At 63.9% G+C, this 22,974-nt stretch carries 20 protein-coding genes; 3 read left to right on the top strand and 17 right to left on the bottom strand.

Going from position 1 to position 22,974, the window contains the following annotated elements; genetic code table 11:
• Positions 1–150: 150 nt before the first annotated feature.
• Positions 151–543 carry a 30S ribosomal protein S9 gene (rpsI, locus tag QM612_RS09860; RefSeq protein ID WP_415253723.1) on the bottom strand — a complete coding sequence of 131 codons (393 nt, stop codon included), beginning with the start codon at positions 541–543 and terminating at the stop codon, positions 151–153.
• A 12-nt stretch (positions 544–555) separates the two neighbouring features.
• Positions 556–984 (bottom strand): 50S ribosomal protein L13, encoded by a 429-nt coding sequence (gene rplM, locus QM612_RS09855; RefSeq protein WP_415253722.1) that lies wholly within the window; start codon positions 982–984, stop codon positions 556–558.
• Between the two features lie 180 nt (positions 985–1,164).
• Between rplM and coq7 the strand changes: the two genes are divergently transcribed.
• Positions 1,165–1,809, top strand: a complete 645-nt coding sequence (gene coq7, locus QM612_RS09850; protein ID WP_415253721.1) for a 2-polyprenyl-3-methyl-6-methoxy-1,4-benzoquinone monooxygenase — start codon at positions 1,165–1,167, stop codon at positions 1,807–1,809.
• Between the two features lie 147 nt (positions 1,810–1,956).
• Here the strand turns inward: coq7 and speD are convergent, their stop codons facing one another.
• Positions 1,957–2,748: an adenosylmethionine decarboxylase gene (speD, locus tag QM612_RS09845; protein ID WP_415253720.1), complete on the bottom strand. Its 792-nt coding sequence runs from the start codon at positions 2,746–2,748 to the stop codon at positions 1,957–1,959.
• 134 nt (positions 2,749–2,882) lie between these two features.
• Here speD and crp point away from each other — a divergent pair, with 134 nt between their 5' ends.
• Together crp and QM612_RS09835 are read left to right on the top strand one after the other, a co-directional pair.
• On the top strand, positions 2,883–3,563 hold the full coding sequence (gene crp / locus QM612_RS09840) for a cAMP-activated global transcriptional regulator CRP (RefSeq protein WP_415253719.1): 681 nt from the start codon (positions 2,883–2,885) through the stop codon (positions 3,561–3,563).
• 35 nt (positions 3,564–3,598) lie between these two features.
• On the top strand, positions 3,599–4,069 hold the full coding sequence (locus QM612_RS09835; RefSeq protein ID WP_415253718.1) for a GNAT family N-acetyltransferase: 471 nt from the start codon (positions 3,599–3,601) through the stop codon (positions 4,067–4,069).
• A gap of 95 nt (positions 4,070–4,164) precedes the next feature.
• Here the strand turns inward: QM612_RS09835 and QM612_RS09830 are convergent, their stop codons facing one another.
• From QM612_RS09830 to QM612_RS09765, 14 genes are all read right to left on the bottom strand, one after another.
• On the bottom strand, positions 4,165–4,884 hold the full coding sequence (locus QM612_RS09830) for a haloacid dehalogenase-like hydrolase (protein ID WP_415253717.1): 720 nt from the start codon (positions 4,882–4,884) through the stop codon (positions 4,165–4,167).
• The gene (gene trpC / locus QM612_RS09825; protein WP_415253716.1) at positions 4,881–5,669 is read right to left on the bottom strand and encodes an indole-3-glycerol phosphate synthase TrpC; all 789 of its coding nucleotides are present in this window, start codon (positions 5,667–5,669) and stop codon (positions 4,881–4,883) included. Before trpC ends, QM612_RS09830 begins: the two co-directional genes overlap by 4 nt.
• Positions 5,670–5,851: 182 nt before the next feature.
• Positions 5,852–7,621 (bottom strand): Mur ligase family protein, encoded by a 1,770-nt coding sequence (locus tag QM612_RS09820; RefSeq protein ID WP_415253715.1) that lies wholly within the window; start codon positions 7,619–7,621, stop codon positions 5,852–5,854.
• Positions 7,618–10,398, bottom strand: coding sequence for a cyanophycin synthetase (gene cphA, locus QM612_RS09815; protein ID WP_415253714.1), 2,781 nt, complete (start codon positions 10,396–10,398; stop codon positions 7,618–7,620). The genes QM612_RS09820 and cphA overlap by 4 nt, the downstream gene beginning before the upstream one ends.
• Positions 10,399–10,429: 31 nt before the next feature.
• On the bottom strand, positions 10,430–11,272 hold the full coding sequence (locus QM612_RS09810; RefSeq protein WP_415253713.1) for a cyanophycinase: 843 nt from the start codon (positions 11,270–11,272) through the stop codon (positions 10,430–10,432).
• Positions 11,273–11,313: 41 nt separating this feature from the next.
• Entirely contained in the window at positions 11,314–12,489 is a 1,176-nt protein-coding gene (gene iadA / locus QM612_RS09805; RefSeq protein WP_415253712.1) for a beta-aspartyl-peptidase, read from the bottom strand.
• Positions 12,490–12,520: 31 nt separating this feature from the next.
• Positions 12,521–13,555: an anthranilate phosphoribosyltransferase gene (trpD, locus tag QM612_RS09800; RefSeq protein ID WP_415253711.1), complete on the bottom strand. Its 1,035-nt coding sequence runs from the start codon at positions 13,553–13,555 to the stop codon at positions 12,521–12,523.
• Positions 13,556–13,689: 134 nt separating this feature from the next.
• Positions 13,690–14,268 (bottom strand): anthranilate synthase component II, encoded by a 579-nt coding sequence (locus QM612_RS09795; RefSeq protein ID WP_415253710.1) that lies wholly within the window; start codon positions 14,266–14,268, stop codon positions 13,690–13,692.
• 1 nt (position 14,269) lies between these two features.
• Positions 14,270–16,042, bottom strand: coding sequence for a DUF262 domain-containing protein (locus QM612_RS09790; protein ID WP_415253709.1), 1,773 nt, complete (start codon positions 16,040–16,042; stop codon positions 14,270–14,272).
• A 9-nt stretch (positions 16,043–16,051) separates the two neighbouring features.
• On the bottom strand, positions 16,052–17,551 hold the full coding sequence (trpE, locus tag QM612_RS09785) for an anthranilate synthase component I (protein ID WP_415253708.1): 1,500 nt from the start codon (positions 17,549–17,551) through the stop codon (positions 16,052–16,054).
• 164 nt (positions 17,552–17,715) lie between these two features.
• Complete coding sequence (locus QM612_RS09780) at positions 17,716–19,803, bottom strand: peptidase domain-containing ABC transporter (RefSeq protein WP_415253707.1); 2,088 nt, start codon at positions 19,801–19,803, stop codon at positions 17,716–17,718.
• On the bottom strand, positions 19,800–20,939 hold the full coding sequence (locus tag QM612_RS09775) for a transglutaminase domain-containing protein (RefSeq protein ID WP_415253706.1): 1,140 nt from the start codon (positions 20,937–20,939) through the stop codon (positions 19,800–19,802). The genes QM612_RS09780 and QM612_RS09775 overlap by 4 nt, the downstream gene beginning before the upstream one ends.
• Before the next feature lie 274 nt (positions 20,940–21,213).
• Positions 21,214–21,528 (bottom strand): hypothetical protein, encoded by a 315-nt coding sequence (locus QM612_RS09770; protein WP_415253705.1) that lies wholly within the window; start codon positions 21,526–21,528, stop codon positions 21,214–21,216.
• 82 nt (positions 21,529–21,610) lie between these two features.
• Positions 21,611–22,876, bottom strand: coding sequence for an HlyD family efflux transporter periplasmic adaptor subunit (locus tag QM612_RS09765; RefSeq protein WP_415253704.1), 1,266 nt, complete (start codon positions 22,874–22,876; stop codon positions 21,611–21,613).
• Between the last annotated feature and the right edge of the window lie 98 nt (positions 22,877–22,974).

Raw genomic sequence — 22,974 nt, 5'->3', positions numbered from 1 at the left:
GGGCTATGGAGCAAATTGTAACGCTGAACTTGATTCCGGATGAACACTGCGCCGAAGCGTTGTGTTCATTCGTCTTCTGGCTAAGGCGCGGCGGCGAAGACAGTACAAGCGTACGGCAAGCCGTCGCGCCAACGCCAGAAGGCGAAGGAATCAGCGCTTCGAGAACTGCGTGGCGCGACGTGCCTTGTGCAGACCCACCTTCTTGCGCTCGACCTCGCGGGCGTCGCGGGTCATGAAACCGGCCTTGCGCAGTTCGGACTTCAGGGTTTCGTCGTACTCCACCAGCGCGCGGGCGATGCCGAGGCGGATGGCACCGGCCTGACCGGTGGTGCCACCGCCGGTGGTGGTAACCACGATGTCGAAGTTGTCGGTGTTCCTGGTCAGCTCAAGCGGCTGGCGCACGATCATGCGCGCGGTTTCGCGACCGAAGAACTCGTCCAGCGGACGGTCGTTGACGGTGATGTTGCCGCTGCCCTTGCGCAGGAACACGCGGGCGGTGGAGGACTTGCGGCGACCGGTGCTGTAATTCTGGGAAATAGCCATGGTATTCGTGCCTTAGAGTTCGAGCGGCTGCGGCTGCTGGGCGGCGTGCGGATGTTCCGTGCCGGCATAGACCTTGAGCTTGCGGTACATCGCGCGGCCCAGCGGGCCCTTCGGCAGCATGCCCTTGACCGCGATCTCGATCACGCGCTCCGGGTGGCGATCCAGCGCCTGCTGCAGGGATTCCGTCTTCAGGTTGCCGACGTAGCCGGTGAAGCGGTGGTACATCTTGTCCTGCAACTTCTTGCCGGTCACCGCGATCTTGTCGGCATTGATGACGACCAGATAGTCGCCGGTGTCAACGTGCGGGGTATAGACGGGCTTGTGCTTGCCGCGCAGGCGGTAGGCCAGTGCTGCGGCCAGGCGACCAAGGGTCTTGCCCTCGGCATCAACGACGTACCAGTCGCGCTGGACGGTCTCGTTCTTTGCAATGAAAGTCTTCATGACGAACTCTTCGGGGTGCATGGTCGGGCTGGTTCCGGCACCCCTTTGCAGGATGGGGAACGTCGCCTCGCGTTGTATCGCAACGGGCAAACCCGGCGCGAAAGAAGCGGGATGATAGCCCGCCCGCCCGCCCCGTGCAAGCCGCAGGCCCATCTACTGCCGCAGGCCTAGAATGCGCGGATGAACGCGACCCGCCATCTGACCGCGCTGGACCGGCTGCTGGATTCGGCCCAGAACGCCCTCGACACCGTGCTTGGCAGTCCGCGCGCAGAGCGCCGCAACCCCGGGCAGGACGTGCCCGAGGTGGTGCTGGATGAGTCCGAGCGCCGCCACGCCGCCGGGCTGATGCGGATCAACCACGTCGGCGAGGTCTGCGCGCAGGCGCTGTACATCGGCCAGGCCGCGGTGGCACGCGACCCCGCCACCCGCGCGCATCTGCTGGAAGCCGCGCAGGAGGAAACCGACCACCTCGCGTGGTGCGCCGACCGTCTGCGCGAACTGGACAGCCGCCCCAGCCTGCTCAACCCGCTGTGGTACGCCGGCAGCTACGCCATCGGCGCACTGGCCGGCCTGCGCGGCGACGGCTGGAACCTGGGCTTCGTGGTCGAAACCGAGCATCAGGTCGAAGCCCATCTGGAAGAACACCTGCAGACGCTGCCCGAGGCCGATGCCCGCAGCCGCGCGATCCTGCGGGTGATGAAGGATGACGAAGCCCGCCACGCCGACAATGCCGAGCACGCCGGCGCGCGCATACTGCCGCCGCCGATCCCGACCGTGATGGCGGGGATGTCGAAGCTGATGAAGGCGGTGGCGTACCGGGTTTGATTCCGAACCCGTAGGGGCAGGCCCTGTGCCTGCCCTTGGCTGGACAACCGCGATGATTGGCCCGGCGAAACGGGTTGGGCAACCACGGGGGGGTGCCCATGAAACGGACGTTGGGCAACCACAGGGGGTTGCCCCTACGGAACGGCGTCAATCGACCAGATTGCGCCCGTGGTACAGCTCTTCGATCTCGCGCTTGAGCCGCGCCTCGATCTTCATGCGCTCTTTGAAGGACAGGTTCTTGGCCTTCTCCTCGAACAGGTACTGGTCAAGGTCGAACTCCTTCAGGTGCATCTTGGTGTGGAACAGGTTTTCCTGATAGACGTTGACGTCCAGCATCTCGTAGCGCGACTTGACGTTCTTCGCCAGGTAATCCTGGATCGAATTGATCTTGTGGTCGATGTAGTGCTTCTTGCCCTTCACGTCGCGGGTGAAGCCGCGCACGCGGTAGTCCATCACCACGATGTCCGATTCCAGCGACTCGATCAGGTAATTCAACGCCTTCAGCGGCGAGATCACGCCGCAGGTGGACACGTCGATGTCGGCGCGGAAGGTGGCGATGCCGTTGTCCGGGTGGGTTTCCGGATAGGTGTGAACAGTGATGTGCGACTTGTCGAGGTGCGCGACCACCGCATCGGAAATCACGCCCTTGGCATCGGCCTTGTCGATCACCGGCTGCTCGGAAATCAGGATCGTCACCGAGGCCCCCTGCGGGTCGTAGTCCTGGCGGGCGATGTTGAGGATGTTGGCACCGATGATTTCCGCCACGTCCGTGAGGATCTGGGTCAGGCGGTCGGCGTTGTATTCCTCGTCGATGTACTCGATGTAGCGCCTGCGCTCGTCTTCAGACGCGGCATAGCACACGTCGTAGATGTTGAAGCTCAGCGACTTGGTGAGGTTGTTGAAGCCCTGGAGCTTCAGGCGCGGCAGCGGTTTGACCACGGCAGGCATTCCGGCAAGTACGAAACGAAGGCGGCGATTATGCGGCAAAGCGACGGGCAGCGCGCGGACTGCCGAAGTTTGCCCACCGTCACGGTTTCGGCCTAAGCTGCGGGCATCCCCCGGGGCCACCTTTGATGAGCGCCAATTTCCTCAAGCCCGCCATGCCGCGAGCCGCCAATCCGTTGAGCGCGGATCCCGCCACCATCGAGCGCTTCATCGCGCATTGCCATCGCCGCCGCTATCCATCGCGCGCGGACGTGTTCCGCCCCGGCGATCCCGCCGACGCCCTGTACTACATCATCTCGGGGTCAGTGAGCATCATTGCCGGCGAGGATGACGGCCGCGAACTGGTGCTGGGCTACATCGGCCCTGGCGAGTTCGTCGGCGAAATGGGCCTGTTCGTGGAAACCGAACGACGCGGCGTGGCCCTGCGCACCCGCACCGCCTGCGAGCTTGCCGAAATCAGCCACGACCGCCTGCAATCACTGCTGGCAACGCAGGCCAATGATGCAGCGCGCCTGCTCTACTCGATGGGTGCGCAGATCAGCCAGCGCCTGCTGGACACCAGCCGCAAGGCCGGACGGCTGGCCTTCCTCGACGTCAGCGACCGCATCTACCGCACCTTGTTCGACCTGGCCCGCGAGCCGGATTCGCTCAGTCATCCGCAGGGCACCCAGCTGCGGGTATCACGGCAGGAGCTGGCGCGGCTGGTGGGCTGCTCGCGCGAGATGGCCGGGCGCGTGCTGAAGAAACTGCAGGCCGATGGCAAGCTGCATGCGCGCGGCAAGACCGTGGTCGTGTACGGCACCCGCTGACCAAGCCCCTCGACAAAGAAAGGACGCCAAGCCAGATGAGCCAGGCATTTTCCCCGGGCCGGCATCCGCTGGGCACCGACCTGCGCAACGCGGTGCTGGCCGATGCCGACGACGTGGCCCGCCTGCTTGCCGAGCTGGGCTACCCCTGCGAAATCGATGAAGCCGCCGAGCGCATCAACACCATCCTCGCCAACGATCGCCAGGCATTGGTGGTCGCGCGCCGCAACGGCGCGGTATGCGGGCTGGTCGCGCTGGACTTCATGTACTACCTGCCGCTGGGCACCACCACCTGCCGCGTCACCGCGTTGGTGGTCACCCCGACCGCGCAGGGGCTGGGCATCGGGCGCGAACTGTTGAAGGAAGCCGAACGTCGCGCCCGCGCCGGCGGTGCCGCGCGCATTGAACTCACCAGCGGCTCGCAGCGCACCGAAGCGCATGCGTTCTATCGCGCCTGCGGCTACAAGGACAGCTCGGTGCGGTTTGTGAAGCCGTTGGGATCGGCATAAGCGCCATGTGCCGAGCAAGCTCGGCACCTACACGATCCTCGATTTGTAGATGCGGAGCTTGCTCCGCATATGCTCGTGCCGAGCAAGCTCGGCAGCTACGGAGTGTCGCCCGCGCGCCCCGGGCAACCCCAATTGAGGATCGGCGTGCCGGGCGGCAGCACGCGGCGGAACATCGCCACCCGTGACGCCTTCGGATTCACCACCACCGGATGCGTTGCCGCCTGCAGCAGCGGCAGGTCAGCACTGCTGTCGGAATAGGCGCGCTCGACGGTTTGCACGAAGCCGGCCTGGCGGATCATCGTCATCTTCATCGCATGATGGCAGTGGCGCAGTGCGCCCATGCCACCAAGCTTCGGGCCAAGCAGGGTGCCGATCACCGGCACGTCCTGATGGGCAACGAAGGACAGGATCGCCCGCGCCAGTTCCGGCGGCGCGCCGGTGGCGACCAGCACGCGGTCGCCGGCTTCGCGGTGAGCGCGAAAGACGTCCAGCGCGGTCGGCAGCAGGCGCGCCTTGATCGCATCCACGTGGGTGGCGACGTAGCGGTCGATCAGCACGTCCAGTTCGGCGCGATCACGCACGCCCAGCGTACCGATCCACACGAACACCGAAATCCCGGCGCGTCGGGTCGGCAGGAAGGCCACCATCGGTCCGGCCACGGGCGCGGCCAGCAGCGCCAGCAACACGCGCCACCACGCGCGCTGGATCAGCCACTTGATCAGGTGGCTGCCGGAGTCACCGTCGTACAGGGTGTGGTCGAAGTCGAACACAACCAGCGGCGCATCGGCGTGCTGCGCGGGGAAGCGCTCCGTCACGCGAACAGCCCACGCAATGCCGCGCCCGGATCGGGCTGGCGCATGAAGGCTTCGCCAACCAGGAAGGCATGCACGCCGTTGTCGCGCATCAGCGCCACGTCGGTTGGGGCGAGGATGCCGCTTTCGGTCACCAACACGCGGTCAGTCGGCACCATCGGCTTCAAATCCAGCGTGGTCTGCAGCGATACGTCGAAGCTGCGCAGGTTGCGATTGTTGATGCCGAGCAGGCGCGCCGGTACTGGCAATGCGCGCTCCAGTTCATCAAGGTCATGCACTTCCACCAGCACGTCCATGCCCAGCTCGCCAGCGATGAAGGCGAATTCGGACAACTGCGCGTCGTCCAGCGCGGCGGCGATCAGCAGCACGCAGTCGGCACCCAGCACGCGCGCCTCGTACAACTGGTAGGCATCGACGATGAAGTCCTTGCGCAGCACCGGCAGGCCGCAGGCATTGCGCGCGGCGATCAGGTATTCGTCCGCGCCCTGGAAGAAATCCACGTCGGTCAGCACCGACAGGCAGGCCGCGCCGCCGGCTTCGTAGCTGCGCGCGATGGCATCAGGTTGAAAGTCGGCGCGGATCACGCCCTTGCTGGGGCTGGCCTTCTTCACCTCGGCGATCACCGCAGGCAGGCCGGCGGCGATCTTCGCTTCGATGGCGTCAGCAAAGCCACGCAGCGGCGGTGCGCTGGCAGCGCGGGTCCTCAGTTCGAACTGCGAGATGCGCTCGCGGCGTTCGGCGACCTCGATCTGTTTGCGCGCGAGGATGCGCTTGAGTACATCGTGCATGGGAGCTGGGCGTTCGCGGGGGAGTGTCATTCTAGCCGTCGTCGAATATTCCTTCTCCCCCGCTTGCGGGGGAAAAGGTGCCCGCAGGGCGGATGAGGGGGTTCTGTGTTGGGTGCGCTGCAAAAGCACCCCTCACCCGCCTTCGGCACCCTTTCCCCATCTGCGATGGGGAGAGGGAAGCATCAGGCTTCCGGCAACGGAGTTCCCGCCCGCCAACCTTCCGCCTGCATGCGATCCAGCAGCGCCACCACATCGTCGCGATGCGCCGGCTCATGGATCGGCAGCACCAGCAGGTCGCCCGGCTGCGCCCAGAGCAGCGCCTGGCGTGCAGCCTGCGCCTCGTCCAGACAGACCGGCAAATCAACTTCGGCCATGCCTGCGCCCAGCAAGGCATCGCGCAGGATCGCGGCCACGTCGCCGGAGGCACGCCCGCGCAGGTAATCGCCGCCGATGTCCTTCAACCAGACGCGATCCGGTTTCGCCTGCGCTGCAACCGCAGCCAGTGCGCGGAAATCCTCCTCCAGCCGGTTGCCGGCGTGGCCCAGCAGCAGCGCCATCCGTCCACCACGTCGCAAACCGTCAGCAACAGCGAGCAGGCCACGCAGGCCATCCGGGTTGTGCGCGTAATCCAGCAGCACTTCCACATCGCCCAGCGTCCAGCGTTGCAGGCGACCGGGGTTGTCCGCATTCGACGCCCCGAAGCGCGCCAGCACGCCGGCGATGGCATCCGGCGCGATGCCCGTTGCATAGGCAGCCAGCGACGCAGCCGCGATGTTGGCGATGTTGTAGCGGGCCGCGCCGCCAACCGTAAGCGGCATCGCGGCGATGTCGCCAAGATCATGCTCGCCGCCCTCCAGCGCAAGGATCAGGCGACCTTCGCGCACGCCGCAGGCGGGCAGGCCGCGCGCGCGCGCATCGGCAAGATCGGGCGCGAACCAGCCGATGCGCCGCCCGGTGGACGGCCCATGCTTCACCAGCATCGCGTCCTCGGCGTTCAGCACCAGCAGCCCACCCGGCGTCAGCGCCTTCGCCACGGTCAGCTTCACCGCCGCAAGGTCGTCGAGGTCGTGGATGCCGTATTCGCCGAAATGATCCGGCGACACGTTGGTCACCACCGCCACGCGCGCATCCCGCGTCACCAGCCCGCGCCGCAGCAGGCCGCCACGCGCAGTTTCCAGCACGGCGGCCTGCACACGCGGATCGCGCAACACGGTGCGCGCGCCGACCGGGCCGGAATAGTCGCCGGCTTCGACGCGCACGCCGTCGATGAACAGGCCATCGGTGCTGCTGTAGCCGCAGGCGCGGCCGCTCGCACGCAGCATGGCGGCGAGCAGGCGCACGGTGGTGGTCTTGCCGTTGGAGCCTGTGATGACGAGCTTCGGGATGCCGTGCAGGCGCAGCCACAGCACGGCAACCGGTTCCGGCAATTCGGTGATCGGCCAGACCTGCGCGCCTACGCCTTCACCGATGGACAGCGCATCGTCGTCGGCATGGGCGGGAACGTCGTGTTCGCGCGCGGCATCGAGCAACGCCATCAGCGCGGGTTTCGCTTCCTCGCGCGCCAACGCGGCGAGTTGGCGCAAGGCCTCATCATCATCGAAATGCGCGACGTGCGGACGCGGCTGCTCCGCCTCGTCATCGACAGGGCTGTCATCCGCACGCAGGCCGAGTGCGGCATGCAGCGCCCACTCGTTTGCTTCGGTGGCGACGTAGAGCTGATCGATGGGTGCTTCGAACGCCAGCGATGCGCCGGTTGCATGTTCGCGCACCAGCACAGCGCCATCCGGCCAGCCCAGCGCCGCACGAACGCGGGCGATGTTTTCGCGCCAGCGTTGCAACGTGCCCGCATCGAAGGCCAAGCCGGGCGCGGTTTCCAACGCTGCACCCGCGCCATCGAAATGCAGGTTCGCGCCGGTCAGGCGGCGCGAATCCTCGAACGGCGCGCCGCTCAATCGCTTTCCTCGCGCTCGAAGCGCAGCCCGCGTTCGTCGCGCACCACGCCTTCCATCGCCGCGACCAACTGCTCATCGAGATTGGTTTCAAGCGTTGGCACTTCGGCGCGCGGCGCGGCCTTCTGCATGTCGCCGTCCGGCTTGAAGCGGATGATCTGCTTCCACGTGCGGGTCAGCGCGTCGGCGAACACCACCAGCAGGTCGCCCGGCTGGCCCATGCGCAGGGCGGCATCGACGGCTTCCTGCTCGTCGGGAATGATGCTGATGGCGTCCTTGCCCACGCCTGCGGCTTGCAGCGCCTTGGCGATGATGCGCGGCACTTCGTCGCCATCGCGGCCTCGCAGACCGTCATCGCGCTTGACCACGTAATGGTCGAACTTGCCGGCCACGGTGTGGGCGATGGCCTCGATGTCCTCGTCGCGGCGGTCGCCGGGCGCGGCCACTGCCACGATGCGGCGATTGGCATCCAGCCGCTGGGCGAGATCGGCCATCATCCCCACCGCGTGCGCGTTGTGGGCGTAGTCCATGATGACCTTGAACGGATGTTCGTTGAACACGTTCATCCGGCCCGGTGCCTGGAAGAAGGTGGTGTCGAAGGTGCGCAGGCCGTGGCGGATCGCGTCCAGCTTGATGCCCATCGAGAACGCCATCGACGCAGCGAACATCGCGTTCTGCACGTTGTGCATGGCGCGGCCTTCCAGCGTGGCCGGGATCAGGTGCGTCCACAGCAGCGGGATGTGGCTGCCCTTGTCGTACAGGGTAATCATGTGGCCGTTGACGCCGGCCTCCAGCGCGCAGGCGCGGCCACCGGCGCGGACGTGCTCGCGCACCAGCGGATGCGAGGGGTTCATCGTGACGTAACAGATGACCTTGGCATCGGTGTAGCCGGACATCTTCAGCACGTTGGGATCATCGGCATTGAGCACGGCGCAGTCGCGCGCGGCCTCGACCACGATCCGCTTCACTTCGGCCAGTTGCTCCAGCGTGTCGATGCCCTTCAGGCCGAGGTGATCGGAAGCGACGTTGAGCACCGCGCCCACATCGACTTCGCCCACGCCCATGCCGGCGCGCACCAGCCCGCCGCGCGCGGTTTCCAGCACGGCGAAGTCGATCTGCGGATCACGCAGCACCATCTGCGCGGAGACCGGGCCGGTCATGTCACCTTCCACCGTGCGCTGACCGTCGATATACACGCCGTCGGTGGTGGTCAGGCCCGGCGTGTAGCCGGCCATCTTGGCGATGTGCGCCAGCATGCGCGATGTCGTGGTCTTGCCGTTGGTGCCGGTGACGGCGGCGATCGGCACGCGCGAGGGCGTGCCCGGCGGGAACAGCATGTCGATGACGGGGCCGGCAGCGTCACGCGGGGCGCCTTCGCTGGGCGCGATGTGCATGCGGAAACCGGGCGCGGCGTTGACTTCGCAGATGCCACCGCCGATGGACTTGTAGCTTTCGGCGATGTTGGTCGAAAGGAAATCGACGCCGCCAACGTCAAGGCCAATCGCGCGCACCGCGCGTTCGGCCATCGCCCGGTTGTCGGGATGGATGATGTCGGTGACGTCGGTGGCGGTGCCGCCGGTGGAAAGATTCGCGGTGGAGCGCAGCGGCACCACTTCGCCATCCTTTGGAATGGAGTCGGCGGTGTAACCAACACGCTCCATCATCAGTTCGGCCTCGCGGTCGAGCTTGAGTTTGGTCAGCACCTTCTCGTGGCCGACGCCGCGGCGCGGGTCGCTGTTCACCACATCGACCAGCTGCGCGATTGTTGATTTTCCGTCGCCGACGACATGGCCGGGCGTGCGTTTGGTCGCAGCGATCAGTTCACCGTTGACCACCAGCAGGCGATGGTCATCGCCGGCCATGTAGGTTTCCACGATCACCGAGCGCGAATGCTCACGCGCGGCCTCGAACGCGGCGCGCACGTCGTCCTCTTCGCTGATGTTGATGGTGATGCCGCGTCCGTGGTTGCCGTTGTAGGGCTTGAGCACCACCGGCCCGCCAAGGCGGCGCGCGGCGCGCCATGCGGCATCGGCGGATTGCACCAGTTCCTGCCGCGGCACCGGCAGGCCCAGCGAGGCGAGGATCTTGTTGGTTTCTTCCTTGTCGCTGGCCAGTTCCACCGCGATATGCGGCGTGCGCCCGGTGACGGTGGCCTGGATGCGCTGCTGGTATTTGCCGTGGCCGAGCTGCACCAGTGACTGCTCGTTGAGGCGCAGCCACGGAATGCCGCGTTCCTCCGCCGCGCGCACCAGCGACATGGTCGATGGCCCCAGCGCGCGCCGCTGCGCATAGCGGATGAAGCCGTCGCGCTCTTCTTCCCAGTTCCAGCTTTCGTTGGTGGCTGTGCGCAGTTCCGCCGGCAACAGCGAGTCCAGCAGTTTCAGCGCAAGCTCGCCGGCAGCGATGCCTTCTTCCTTCTGCGTGTATTCGTACACCACCGAATACACGCCGGGACGGTCATCCGAAATGCTCCGCGTCTTGCCGAAGGTGACATCCTCGCCTGCGGTGTTCTGCAGTTCGATGGCGACGTGTTCCAGCACATGGCCCAGCCACGTGCCCTCGCCTTCGCGCATGCGGCGGACGAAGCCGCCCGGCTCGCGGTAGGAACAACCATGCTCGGCAAGGCCGGGCAGCGCGGCCAGCAGGCCGTCGATGAAGCCGTCGCCCAGCTTCGCGGTGGGCCATTGCTCCAGCGCGCCGAGGTCGAGTTCAAGGCGGATGACCGGGAACTTCGCGTATTGCGACGGCCCCACATAGACATTGCGATTGAGGATGCGCATCGAGCCCTCCGCCCGGTTGTGTGCTGCGTTTTTAGTCTTTTCTTGCGAGTAGCGTTCCCGGCGACGCCTGCCGCGTATGCAGGTTGAATGTCGCGCCCGCGGTCAGGATGTGCAACTGCAGGCCGATGATGCAGACCGCATCGCTGCCGCCCACCTGATCCATCGAGGTGAATTGCACCTGGCTGGCATCGACCACGGTGATCGCGCCGCTGCCTTCCACTTCCAGCGTGTTGTCCGGGCCGATGAAGGCGGCAGTGTCCTCGTCCAGCCCGATGCCGATGGCGAACGGGTTGTAGGCCAGCGCCGCCGTGAGCCGGCCCAGCCGGTCGCGCTGGCGGAAGTGCTGGTCAATGATGAAGCGGTTGGTCAGGCCGAAGCCGGGCGCAAGGTGAACGCTGTCGGCACGCGGCGAACTGCCCTCGCTGCCGAACGCGATCATGTGCTCGGACAGGATGCTGGCACCGGCACTGGTGCCGCCCACGTGTACGCCATCGGCATTGCGCGTGCGGATCAGCTTGGCCGCCGGGGTGCCGCCAATGATCGTGGACAGGCGCAACTGATTGCCGCCGGTGATGAAGATGCCGGTGCATTCGCGCAGGATCGCGAGGAAGTCCTCGCGCGAGCCGTCGGCGCGGCTTTCGAAATCCAGCGTGTCAACACGGCCTGCTTCAAGCCGGTCGAACAGTTCCTCGTAACGCTCGCCGGTATCGGCCAGCTTGCTGGCGGTCGGGATCACCGCGATGCGCGCATCGCGACCGCCGCACAGTTGCACGAAGCGCTTGAGGATGCGACGCCGGCTTTCCTTGTCTTCCGCCCCGCCGATGGGGACGATCCAGCCGCGCGTTTCGCCGTCGGCTACCTTGCTGGGACACATGTACTGCGACTTCCCCTGAAATATCGGAAAAAAACGTTCGATCAGCGCTCGAACATACCACGGCGCACCGCCGCACCGTCGCGCACATGCCAAGCGCCGCGTGCCAGCACATGGCGGGCGCTTCCGGCGGCATCCAGCGCCAGCAGATCGGCATCAAAACCGGTTTCGATCCTGCCCTTGCCCGGCAGCCGCAGCAGCGCGGCAGGGTTGCAGGTGAAGGCCGGCAGCGCGCGCGCCAGCGGCAGGCCGCGCGCCAGCAGGGCGTTCAAGGTGTCCAGCAACGAACCGGAATGGCCCACGTCCATGCCGCAGACACGCCCTTCGCCATCGAAACAGGGCAGGCAGCCGCCGGCATCGGAACTGATGCTGACCCGCTGCGGCGGCGCGCCGCTGTCCAGATAGCGGATCAGCGCTTCATCGGCAGGCCATGCGTCCTCGCCTTCTTCCACCGGGAAGGCAGTGATATCGACATGGCAGCCGCGCTTGGCCAGTTCCAGCGCTTCGGCGAACAGCGCCTTTTTCCGGTTGATGTGGGTGGGCTGGAACACGCGCGGCGGCAATTCACTGGTGGCAAGCGCCTGCCGCACCAGATCGAGGCCGCGTTCGCCATCGCCCAAGTGCAGATGCACGATGCCGGCCTTGCCGGTCATCAGGCCCGCGACATACGCTTCCGATGCGATGCGCAGCAATTCGTCCAGCGTCGGCTGACTGGAACGGTGGTCGCTGATCGCCAGTTCGCCAACGCCAATGACGGGTTCCACGAACACGATGTCGCCGCGCACGCTGCCGGTGAGCGTGACCGGTGGGACGTGATAGCCGCCGCACCAGCCCCATGCGGACAGGCCCTGTTCGCGCAGGCCATAGACGTGCGCCAGAAGTTCCGCAGGGCCGCGCGACACGTCGTCGGTGCCCAGCAGGCCAACCACCGTGGTCACACCGGCCAGCGTGTAGCGGGTGAGCATCGGCGCCGGCACGCGGCTGGCATAACCGGCCTCGCCGCCGCCGCCACTGACGTGGACATGGCCGTCGATGAAACCCGGCACCAGCCGCAGGCCATCGAGATCGACGATTTCCGCGCCCAGCGCCGCCGGCAGGGCGGGATCGCCCTCGCCCATCCACAGCACCTTGCCGCCGCCCAGCAGCAGGTGGCGGATGCCCAATGCTTCCGGGGCGAAGACGTTGGCGTTGCGCAGCAGGAGGAGCGGGGCGTTGGTCATCGCGGCAGGGTGCGGCGGGGCCGCGGTCGCGTCAAGCGCCAGCCAGCGCCTGCGTCGCCGCGACGTATTCGTCCAGCTTGGCCCGCGCCGAGCCATCGGCCAGCACCTTGCGCGCGCGCGCGATGCCGTCGGCAATGTCTTCCGCCACGCCCGCCGCATACAGCGCCGCGCCAGCGTTGTAGGCCACGATTTCGCGTGGCAGGCCGTCGCGGTTTTCCAGCGCGTCCAGCAGCATCGCCTTCGATTCCACCGCGTCGGCCACCTTCAGGTTGCGGCTGTGCGCCATCGCGATGCCGAAATCTTCCGGATGCAGCTCGTACTCGCGCACCTTGCCGTCGCGCAGTTCGCCGACCAGCGTGCCTGCGCCCAGCGACAGTTCGTCCATGCCATCGCGGCCCCAGACCACCAGCGCACGCTGCGCGCCCAGTTCCTGCAACACGCGCACCTGGATACCGACCAGATCGGGATGGAACACGCCCATCAGGATGCCCGGCGCACCGGCAGGATTGGTCAACGGCCCGAGGATGTTGAACAGGGTGCGCACGCCCATTTCCTTGCGCACCGGCGCAACCGCCTTCATCGCCGGGTGATGCACGGGCGCAAACATGAAGCCGATGCCGGTGCGCTCGATGCAGGCGGCAACCTGCTCCGGCTGCAACTCGATCTTCGCGCCCAGCGCTTCCAGCACGTCCGCGCTGCCGGACTTGGACGAAACGCTGCGGTTGCCGTGTTTGGCGACCTTCGCACCTGCCGCGGCCACAACAAACATGCTTGCGGTGGAGATGTTGAAGGTATGCGCGCCGTCACCGCCGGTGCCCACGATATCGACCATGTGATGGCGATCCATCACCTCCACGGGCCGCGCGAACTCGCGCAGCACGGTGGCGGCAGCGGCGATTTCGCCCACGGTTTCCTTCTTCACCCGCAGGCCGGTGAGGATGGCGGCAGTCATGGTTGGCGAGACTTCGCCGCGCATGATCTGGCGCATCAGTTCCACCATTTCGTCGAAGAAGATTTCGCGATGTTCGATGGCGCGTTGCAGGGCTTCTTGTGGGGTAATCGACATTTCTTTTTTGCTCATCCGGTCTTTTGCTCGTCATTCCGGCGAAAGCCGGCATCTTTTCGCGGACGAATGTCTGCGCATCCAGCTCTTGGCACCATTTAAAAACTGGATTCCGGCTTTCGCCGGAATGACGGCCATTATCTTTCCAGGAAGTTCTTCAGCAGCGCATGACCATGCTGGGTCAGGATGGACTCGGGATGGAACTGCACGCCCTCCACCGGATGCTCGCGGTGGCGCAGGCCCATGATTTCCTCCATTGAGCCGTCCTCGTTCTCCGTCCATGCGGTCACTTCCAGGCAGTCCGGCAGCGTGGTTTTCTCCACCACCAGCGAGTGGTAGCGGGTGGCCTCGAAGCCATCCGGCAGGCCGGCGAACACGCCCTTGCCCTCGTGCCGGATGGGTGAGGTCTTGCCATGCATGATCCGCCCGGCGCGCACCACGTCGCCGCCATACACCTGCCCCATGCTCTGATGGCCCAGGCACACACCAAAAATCGGCGTGGTCGGCCCCAGCCGACGGATCAATTCCAGCGACACGCCCGCCTCGTTCGGCGTGCATGGCCCCGGTGAAATCACGATGCGCTGCGGCGCGAGTTTTTCGATCTCATCGACGGTCAGCGCATCGTTGCGCTCCACCCGCACCTCGGCACCCAGCTCCTGCAAATACTGGACGAGGTTGAAGGTGAAGGAATCGTAGTTATCGAGCATCAGCAACACGTCATGCCTCCTGGTATCCGAATATTTCAACAGCCAGATGCGTCAATTCGTCCTGACGCGCTGCAATGGCGGCGCTCGTCCATTGCGGATGTTCCTGATTCGGATACGCCCGCAACAGGCTTGCGGCACGAGTGAACGATGTATTTCCGACGTTCTGCTGCTTGGCGAAACTCCGTGTCATGAACAGACTCGATTTCTCGTATTCGGGCTGCTTTTTCTCCAGAAAATCCTGCCCGACCTTGATGTTGATGGGCTTCTCGAGCAACAGCAGATTCCCCATCCGCTGTTTGTGTTCGTGATATTTGTCCACCGCATCGAACGCATCCAGTATTTCCGGAGTTGGCGTGTTTGGCAGCACATGCTCGACCTCGTGCTCCCAGTACTGCTGGATCGGCTTGTCTATACCGGTGGCCTTGTACTCGACGTATTGCGCCAGCCTGGACAAGACGAAGCGAACCATCGTCTTGCGTTCCAGCCCCAGCGTGAGCAACCCGACCCGGGCCTGCGCCGAGCGCTTCCTGATTTCCGGCTGGATCTCGTTCTGAATGAAGGACTCGAATGCCTCGGCATCATCCGCCTTCACGTCACGCAACTTCGGGGCGGCGTTGGAGAAAATCTGATCGAGTGATTTTGTTGGCTCTTTCGCCAGCACGAAGGCCACGAACAACGATTCGAGTTTTTCCGACAGGATACGTACCTGCTCCTCCCGCAAATGTCTGGACGCGAGCATCACGATCAAATGCTGCCTCGCACGCCCGGACAGCCGGCTGATATTGGCGAGACTTGCATTCGGATTGCGCACGAACTCGCGGTAGTCGCGCGCGGCCTCCAGCAAATCCTTGGCAAACACCCCGGGATTCGCGCTGATGCCAAGGCTCTCCTGATTGGCGTCTATCCATTCGTACAGGTCGTCTTCGGTCAACGGCTTGCTCGACTTGCGGGCATCGGGCCACCGTGAAAGCACGAAATAACGCAGGAACCGCAACGGCTTCTCGCCTGCGCCCGTCTTCTGTTCCTGCACGGTGCGCACCATCTCCTGCCAGTCCTTGTTGAGCGCGTCGTACTTCTCCCTCTTGGCGCGCATGAACAACAGGTTCTTCAACAAATCCATCGCATTGAGGCCAATGCCACGATCATTGATCGTCTCGAAAATGCGCAGGGCTTCCACAACGTTGGCCGTCTCGATCTTCACGAGGCGGACGCGCTTGGTCAGCCTGGCCTGAAATTGGCGAATCTTGTCCGCGTTCCCACTGAACCTTTCCAGGAATTCGCTGGCCGTCTCGTAGGCATCCAGCATGTTGCGCGCCGACACGGGCAACTTCTTGCGATCCAGCCGCGACACATCGCGCGATGCGATTTTCTGCAGGGCATCGCCCGCGTCCTCGTACAACGGCAAGAGGCGCAAGCGCTCCTGCGTCTTGCCGTCATCATCCTGATACGTGGCGCGAATCAGTTTGTTCAGGTGCGACAGTTCCTCGCCGGGCAACTTTTCCAGAGCATCCCGGATCGCGCACAGGATCAGATACAGGGTTGTGATGCGCTGCTGGCCATCGATCAGCTGCAACACATCGTTTTCCTTGTAGGCGACGATGCTGCCGATGAAATACTCCATGTCTATCGCCGAGCCGTTTTCGTCGAACAAGGCGTCAAAGGCGTCGTCGAGCAAAGCCTGCACCTGCTCTTCCTGCCACACGTATTCGCGCTGGAAGGCCGGAATTGCATAGAAATCGTTGAATATCTCTTCAACTGTCGGGTGGGTGACGTTCAATTTCATGGCCGATCCCTACAAGCCCTTCGCCGCTTCGGCCACCGCGCGGAACAATGCGCGGCCCTTGTTCATGGTTTCCTGCCATTCGGCGTCCGGGTCGGAGTCGAAGACCACGCCGCCGCCGGCCTGCACGTGCAGGCGGCCGTCCTGGATGACGGCGGTGCGGATGGCGATGGCGGTATCGGCATCGCCATGCCAGCCGATGTAGCCAACCGCGCCGGAATAGACGTTGCGCTTGACCGGCTCCAGCTCACGGATGATTTCCAGCGCGCGGATCTTGGGCGCGCCGGACACGGTGCCAGCCGGGAATGTTGCACGCAGCACGTCGGCATAGGACAGGCCCGGTTTCAGGGTGCCGGTGACCTCGCTGACGATGTGCATGACGTGGCTGTAGCGCTCGATCACGAACTGCTCGCCCACCTGCACGCTGCCGGCATCGCTGATGCGGCCAACGTCGTTGCGGCCAAGATCGATCAGCATCAGGTGTTCGGCGCGTTCCTTGGGGTCGGCCAGCAGTTCGGCTTCCAGCGCGTTGTCCTCTTCAACCGTCTTGCCGCGCGGGCGCGTGCCGGCGATGGGCCGCACGGTCACCACCCCAGCCTGCAAACGCGCGAGGATTTCCGGCGAGGAACCGACCACCTGGGTTGACCCGGTATCGAGGAAATACATGTACGGCGACGGGTTCAGCGCACGCAAGGCGCGATAGACATCGACCGGGCGCGCGTGGAAGGGCACGCTCAGGCGCTGGCTGGGCACGACCTGGAAGATGTCGCCGGCGCGGATGTACTCCTGCGCCTTGCGCACGACATCGTGGTACTGCTCGCGGGTGAAGCTGGAGCGGAAATCGGATTCGTCGATGGCTGCCGGACGCAGCGTTTCCGGATACGGCGCGCCCCCGTGACGCAGGCGATGCACCAGCGCATCAAGGCGGCGATTGGCGCGCGCGAACGCCTGCGGCTGGCGCGGATCGGCGTGTACGATCAGGTACAGCCGGCCCTTGAGGTTGTCGAATACAGCCAGCTCTTCCGACAGCATCAGCAGGATGTCGGGCGTGCCCAGCTCATCCGGTTTCGCGTTCGCCTTCAGGCGCGGCTCGATGTACTCGATGCACTCAAAACCGAACCAGCCCACCAGCCCGCCGGTGAAGCCGGGCAGGCCGTCGATCTGCGGCACCTTGTGCAGCGCGCGCAGGCGTTCGACTTCGGCCAGCGGGTCTTCGACCTCGCGCGTTTCCACCACCTCGCCGTGTTCGCGCACTTCCAGCGCATGCCCTCGGAACTCGTACACCTGCCGCGCCGGCAGGCCGATGATCGAATAGCGACCGAAGCGCTCGCCGCCTTCTACGGACTCGAACAGGTAGGTATGCGGGCCGTCGGCCAGTTTCAGATAGACGGACAGCGGCGTGTCGAGATCGGACAGGACCTCGCGCACCACGGGGACAAGGGTGAAACCGTCAGATGCCGTCTGTTGAACGGCTTGTTGCTGGAACCGAGCCTGCGTGGTCACGGGGAACATCCTTCGAGTAAGGCATGGAAACGAACGGGGCGGCATTGCCACGCCACCATCGCCAGCCATGCTCATTCGAGGAAATCGCCCGGTTCATGCGCCCAACTGTAGCGGCAGGCGGTGCAAACGTGCAAACACCATTTCGTTATGGGCTTGTCACTCTGCCCCCGCGATTACGCCGCCACCTGCGCCCGCTCCGGCCTGACCTCCTGCACGATGCGCCCGCCGGCCATCACCAGCACGCGGTCGGCACTGGCAATCGTCTCGGGCCGATGCGCCACGATCACGCGGGTCACGTCCAGTTGCTTCACCGCCGCGTTGACCAACTGCTCGTTGCCCACGTCCAGATGGCTGGTCGCCTCGTCCAGGAACAGCAGCTTCGGCTGCCGGTACAAGGCCCGCGCCAGGATCACCCGCTGCTTCTGCCCGCCCGACAGGCTGCTGCCCATGTCCCCGATCAGGCTGTGGTAGCCCATCGGCATCGCCGCGATCTCCTCATGCACCGCCGCCATCCGCGCCGCCTGCTCCACCCGCGCCTGATCCGCCTGCGGGTCGAAGAAGCTGATGTTGTCGGCGATGCTGCCGCCAAACAGCTGGTCGTCCTGCATCACCGCGCCCACGATCCGGCGGATATTGGCTGGCCCCACCTTGTGCAGGTCCTGCCCGCCGATGCGGATGCTGCCCTCGCTGGGCTTCAACAGCCCCAGCAACAACTTGACCAGCGTGGTCTTGCCGCAGCCGGACGCACCGACGATGGCCACCGATTCACCCGGCGTGATGCTGAAACTGCACGCCTTCAGCACCCACGGCTCACCGTCTGCATAACGGAAGCCGAGGTTTTCGACTTCGATGGACGCCTGTTCCGGCGGTAGCAGTTCCGGTTTGGTTTCCACATCCTCCGGCGGCGTCAGCACGATGTCGGCCAGCCGTTCGCCATGCAGGCGCAGCAGCTTGAAGCCGATGAAGGTGTCGATCAGGCTGGTGATGCGCCCACTGAACTGCCCCTTGTAGGACAGGTATGCCACCAGCATGCCGATGGAAAACACGTTGCCCAGCACCAGATGCGCGCCCATCGCCAGCACGACGATGTTTTCGATGCCGAAGATCAGCCCGTTCACCGTGCCGTAGAGCATGTTCATCTTGGCGATGCGCACGGCCTGATTCTGGGTGGCCACCGCATGGTTCATCCACGCGCCGTGCCGCTGCCGTTCGTGGCCCAGCAGCTTGATGCTGGTGACGCCGCGCAGGGTCTCCAGCAGATAGGTCTGCTGCTTGGCCGACAACACCAGTTGTTCCTCGTTGGCTTGCCGGAACCAGCGATAGGTCGCCAGCCGGATACCGAAGTACAACAGCAAGGCCACCACGCTGACCAGCATCAGCTTGGGGCTGTATTTCAGCATCACCACCAGCGTGGTGATGGTCATCATCCCGTCCAGCACCACACTCACGGCGCTGGAGGTCACCATGCCCTGAATGGCCCCGACCGAGCCCATGCGCGAGGTGATATCGCCCAGGTGGCGTTTCTCGAAAAACTCAACGGGCAAGCGCAGCAGGTGTGCCAGCACGTTGCCGTTCCATTGCAGGCTCAGGTGCATGGACAGGTGGATGCCTGCCCAGGTGCGCATCAGGCCAATGGCGGTTTGCAGCACCAGGAACAAGGAGAACGCGATGATCAGGACGGTCAGCAAGTCCGTATCGGCACAGACCAGCACGTGATCCATGATGCCCTGCGTCAGCAGCGGCGAAACCAGCGTGAACGCCTGCAGAGCCAGCGACAGCAGCAATATCTGCAGCAGCGAGCGTTTCAACCCGCCGATGGAGCCAGCCAACTGGCGGAATGAAACAGAAGGCTTCGGCTTTTCTTCCTTGAACTCCAGCCCCGGCAACAACTCCAGCGCGACGCCTGTGAATTTGCCCGAGGCTTCTTCCAGCGATAGCTTGCGCAGTCCCGCTGCCGGATCCTTGATCGTCAGCGTCTTTCCCCTGACCCGGGTCAGCACCACGAAGTGGTTCAATTCCCAATGCAGGATGCAGGGCAGCTTCAACTCGCCAAGTTCATCCAGCTCCAACCGCAACGGGCGTGAGACCAGCCCGTATCGCCCCGCCACTTCAATCAGGTGCTGAAGCGTGGCCCCTTTGAGCGAAAGACTGTTCTGGCTGCGCAGCGTCGCAAGATCAAGATGGCGGCCATGGTGCGCCAGCACCATTGCCACACAGGCAAGACCGCACTCGGCGGCCTCGGATTGGTGGATCACGCTCACTGCGGCAGACGGTATCGAGCGACACCCTTGCAATCACTCGCTTGGAAACAAGAAAGCTCCCCGGTTTTCGTATTCAAGCCAAATGACATGTATTCCGTAATCTCGACATCAAGCTGATCCGCTCTCACGGTCGCATCGAAATATTGCTTAAGATCAGGGACATAAATAAGCACGTGATCGAAATAACCTGGCATCGGTATCCCCGGGTCAAACAAATATAATTTTTTGTTCTCTGAATCCAATCTTGTCAATACCACTTCAGAACGGATCCCTTGATTGGCCAAAAGCGCTTCGAGGAGAGTCACCATACCCTTGCAATCTGCTTTTCTCGAAGCGAGAACCCCACTTAAATCAGGCGGAGACCAAAGATCTGCGATAGTCAGCCATCTTTTCTGATAAGTGATATTTTTCGACACCCATTCTCGTGCGATCCTGATGGCCTCATCTTTCCGACCTACTTCGCGAAATATCTCCTTGGCGACGTCATCGACAGCATGATAATTGGCCGTCGCCGGCCATTTCTCTGCAACATACTGCCAACTTGGAACCTCAGATGCGATCAGGCTTCCCGCGGTCGCCGCATCTCCGGAAGCCTCAAAAACGATGCTAGCGCCATCTTTTTTCACGACCGCCCCGCTAGCCAGATAGCTTCCGTTGAAATTTCTCAATACAACCCGTGTATGCAGCTTCGGAAGGAAGCTGACGGCAACGAATCGCGCAAGCCCATAAGCCGATTGGTACTGCAAATCGAACTCGAGCGTCATTACATCCCCTGATTCGAATGTTCGACCATGCGCAGGCAGGGTGCAGATTCGCTGCTTGCTGGAGATGCATTCATTGACTTCCGAGATATCATCTGCTCGCGCCCTGTACGTCTCCTTGCCCTTGGAATCAATTACGACCGACGTATATTTCTGGAGAATGGCGGGCGCATAGCCGACCTTAGGTAAGGGCAGACGCTCTGGAACAGGATTCCCAAGGTCACCCAATACCATCTCGTATCGCGAATGCTGGATTGCCTGTGCCGGATTGGAGAAATCCACATCCTCTATAACGCATGGCCTTTTACACACGGGATAATCCGAAGCGCCGCATTTGATTGGCAATACAAGCGCAAGCACAAGTACTTTTCTCATGAATCTCTCCAGGCCCATTCCCCGCCACATGCGGAGAAAGATTTGCGGATGAACTAGCATCAAGAGCCAAAGTCAGCAATATCGCAATTCTCATTCAGACTATCAGCCTGCGGTGTTCTAAGGAAGGCTTGGACAAGCCACTATTGCTCGTCATTCCCGCGAAAGCGGGAATGACATGTTCAGAGCTTCCATAATGCCCCGCGGCTTGCCGCGGGGCATCCATATATTTGAATGCATCGACACGCAGACATTCGCCCGCGTATCGGATCATTCGTCACATGTTTTGTTCAATCGCGTCTTTCGTTTTCTGGTTATGTGTTTCGATCACGTCAGCTGCGACCCTGCCTGCCGCGATTGCAACATCGCACTCAGCTGATATATAGTCGCCAAGTATCGGAATGTAGCCGAGAAGATCGCACGCATCTTGCAGAACATCGAATGCATCACGAGGATCGCGGATATCCTGCTCCTGATCGGGCTTCTCTCCACCATCGGGCGGCGAGGGCTCAGGTGCGGGGGCAGGTGCAGGTGCAGGCTTGTCTTGCCCACCCGCAACAAATCCGATTTCCATCAAGCAAAGCTCACGCATTTCACTTCTCCCTCGATATAGCACAGTCCCCCTGCGCCTTGGGGCCGGGACACACCCGGCGGTCTGGTTGCTCCGGTGAAGGTCAGCTGCTGCCCACCTTCCCCTTGAGCGAATACAAAGGCTCGAACACCCATTCGATGAGTTTTCGCTTCTCGCCCAGCACATCTGCTTCCAGTGCCATGCCGGGTTTCAGCGGTTCGGGTTTGCCGTAGGCGGTGATGGCCTGTTTCGCCAGCCGCACGGTCACGCGGTACAGCGGTTCTGCCTGCGCTGCGCTGCCCAGCAGTGCCTGCAATTCGGACTGGTTCAATGCACTGCGGCTGATCCGGGCCACGGTGCCGCGCTGGTGGCCAAACTTCTGGTACGGGTAAGCCTGATAGCGCAACAGCACCGTATCGCCCTGTTCCACGAAGCCAATCGCACGGCTGGGTACCAGCAATTCCGCTTCCAGCGTGCCGTCCCCCGGCAGCAGGGCGAACAGTGGTTGCCCCGCCTGCACGGCCTGCCCCGGTTTGACCAGTTGGGTGGCAACCACGCCCGTCACTGGCGCGGCCACTGCCAATGCGCCGCGTGCTTCGGTTTCCACCTGTTCCTGTTCCAGCGTGGCAAGGTCGCGGCGGTAGCCGGCGTCGCTGGCAAGCCGCTGCCCCGGCAGTTCCTGCCGGGCCTGTTGCAGTTGGGCCAAGCTCCTGCGCGCTGCGCTGGCCTGCCGTTGCAGGGCCTGCACGTTGCCGATGGTTTGCAGCCAAGCCGCTTCCTGCTGCTTGACCTGCAGTTCGCTGACGTACTTTTCCGCCTGCACCAGACGCAGGCGTTGCAGGGTGTCTGCGGCAATCTGGACCTGCTGCTGGCCGGTGGCGATCTGCTGCTCCAGCTCTGCCAGCTCACGGCGGGCAGCAGCCAGTTGTGCGTTCAGACCGCCGGCCTGCGCGTCCAGCAATTGCTGTTGCGCGCGCTGTGCATCCTGCAGGCCCTGCTGGCGGCGCAGCAGGCGCTGGGCCATGGCCGTGGCGGTGTCCCCTTCGCTGACGGTGGCGCGCGGCAAAGCCACCACGGCCAGCGGCTGTCCCGCACGTACCTGTGCGCCTTCGGCGATGTGCAGGCGCGCGACCACACCGGTTGCGGGCGCCAGCACCGTTGCCATGCCCTGTGATGGCACCAGTTGCCCCACCACGGTGGAGCGACGCGTGTAACTGCCCAGCACCAGCAACAGCACGATCAGCAACCCCGCCAGCGCCGCAAAGCCGGTCATCACCCACAGCGGCAGCGGCTGTGCCAGCGAGATGCTGCCCAGCCAACTGCCGCGCTTGGCATCAAGGGCTTCCGGGCGGAACAGGGGCTCTGTCATGAGATCGCCTCGTGCATATCGCGAAACGCAGCCCGCCCGACGGGAATAGAGCGCTATCTGGGCGTAGCCAGACCTATATGACCATCGAATCTAGCCAC

Source organism: Thermomonas sp., assembly GCF_047606765.1.
In the GTDB taxonomy this organism is placed as follows: Bacteria; Pseudomonadota; Gammaproteobacteria; order Xanthomonadales; family Xanthomonadaceae; genus Thermomonas.
The sequence above is the reverse complement of the archived record's forward strand: the minus strand, read 5'-3'. Positions and strand labels throughout refer to the sequence as shown.

Coding starts and splice junctions, on each gene's coding strand:
- rpsI (WP_415253723.1), bottom strand. CDS start 543: ATGGCTATTTCCCAGAATTACAGCACCGGTCGCCGCAAGTCCTCCACC.
- rplM (WP_415253722.1), bottom strand. CDS start 984: ATGAAGACTTTCATTGCAAAGAACGAGACCGTCCAGCGCGACTGGTAC.
- coq7 (WP_415253721.1), top strand. CDS start 1,165: ATGAACGCGACCCGCCATCTGACCGCGCTGGACCGGCTGCTGGATTCG.
- crp (WP_415253719.1), top strand. CDS start 2,883: ATGAGCGCCAATTTCCTCAAGCCCGCCATGCCGCGAGCCGCCAATCCG.
- QM612_RS09835 (WP_415253718.1), top strand. CDS start 3,599: ATGAGCCAGGCATTTTCCCCGGGCCGGCATCCGCTGGGCACCGACCTG.
- trpC (WP_415253716.1), bottom strand. CDS start 5,669: ATGCACGATGTACTCAAGCGCATCCTCGCGCGCAAACAGATCGAGGTC.
- cphA (WP_415253714.1), bottom strand. CDS start 10,398: ATGCGCATCCTCAATCGCAATGTCTATGTGGGGCCGTCGCAATACGCG.
- QM612_RS09810 (WP_415253713.1), bottom strand. CDS start 11,272: ATGTGTCCCAGCAAGGTAGCCGACGGCGAAACGCGCGGCTGGATCGTC.
- iadA (WP_415253712.1), bottom strand. CDS start 12,489: ATGACCAACGCCCCGCTCCTCCTGCTGCGCAACGCCAACGTCTTCGCC.
- trpD (WP_415253711.1), bottom strand. CDS start 13,555: ATGTCGATTACCCCACAAGAAGCCCTGCAACGCGCCATCGAACATCGC.
- QM612_RS09790 (WP_415253709.1), bottom strand. CDS start 16,042: ATGAAATTGAACGTCACCCACCCGACAGTTGAAGAGATATTCAACGAT.
- trpE (WP_415253708.1), bottom strand. CDS start 17,551: ATGTTCCCCGTGACCACGCAGGCTCGGTTCCAGCAACAAGCCGTTCAA.
- QM612_RS09775 (WP_415253706.1), bottom strand. CDS start 20,939: ATGAGAAAAGTACTTGTGCTTGCGCTTGTATTGCCAATCAAATGCGGC.
- QM612_RS09770 (WP_415253705.1), bottom strand. CDS start 21,528: ATGCGTGAGCTTTGCTTGATGGAAATCGGATTTGTTGCGGGTGGGCAA.
- QM612_RS09765 (WP_415253704.1), bottom strand. CDS start 22,876: ATGACAGAGCCCCTGTTCCGCCCGGAAGCCCTTGATGCCAAGCGCGGC.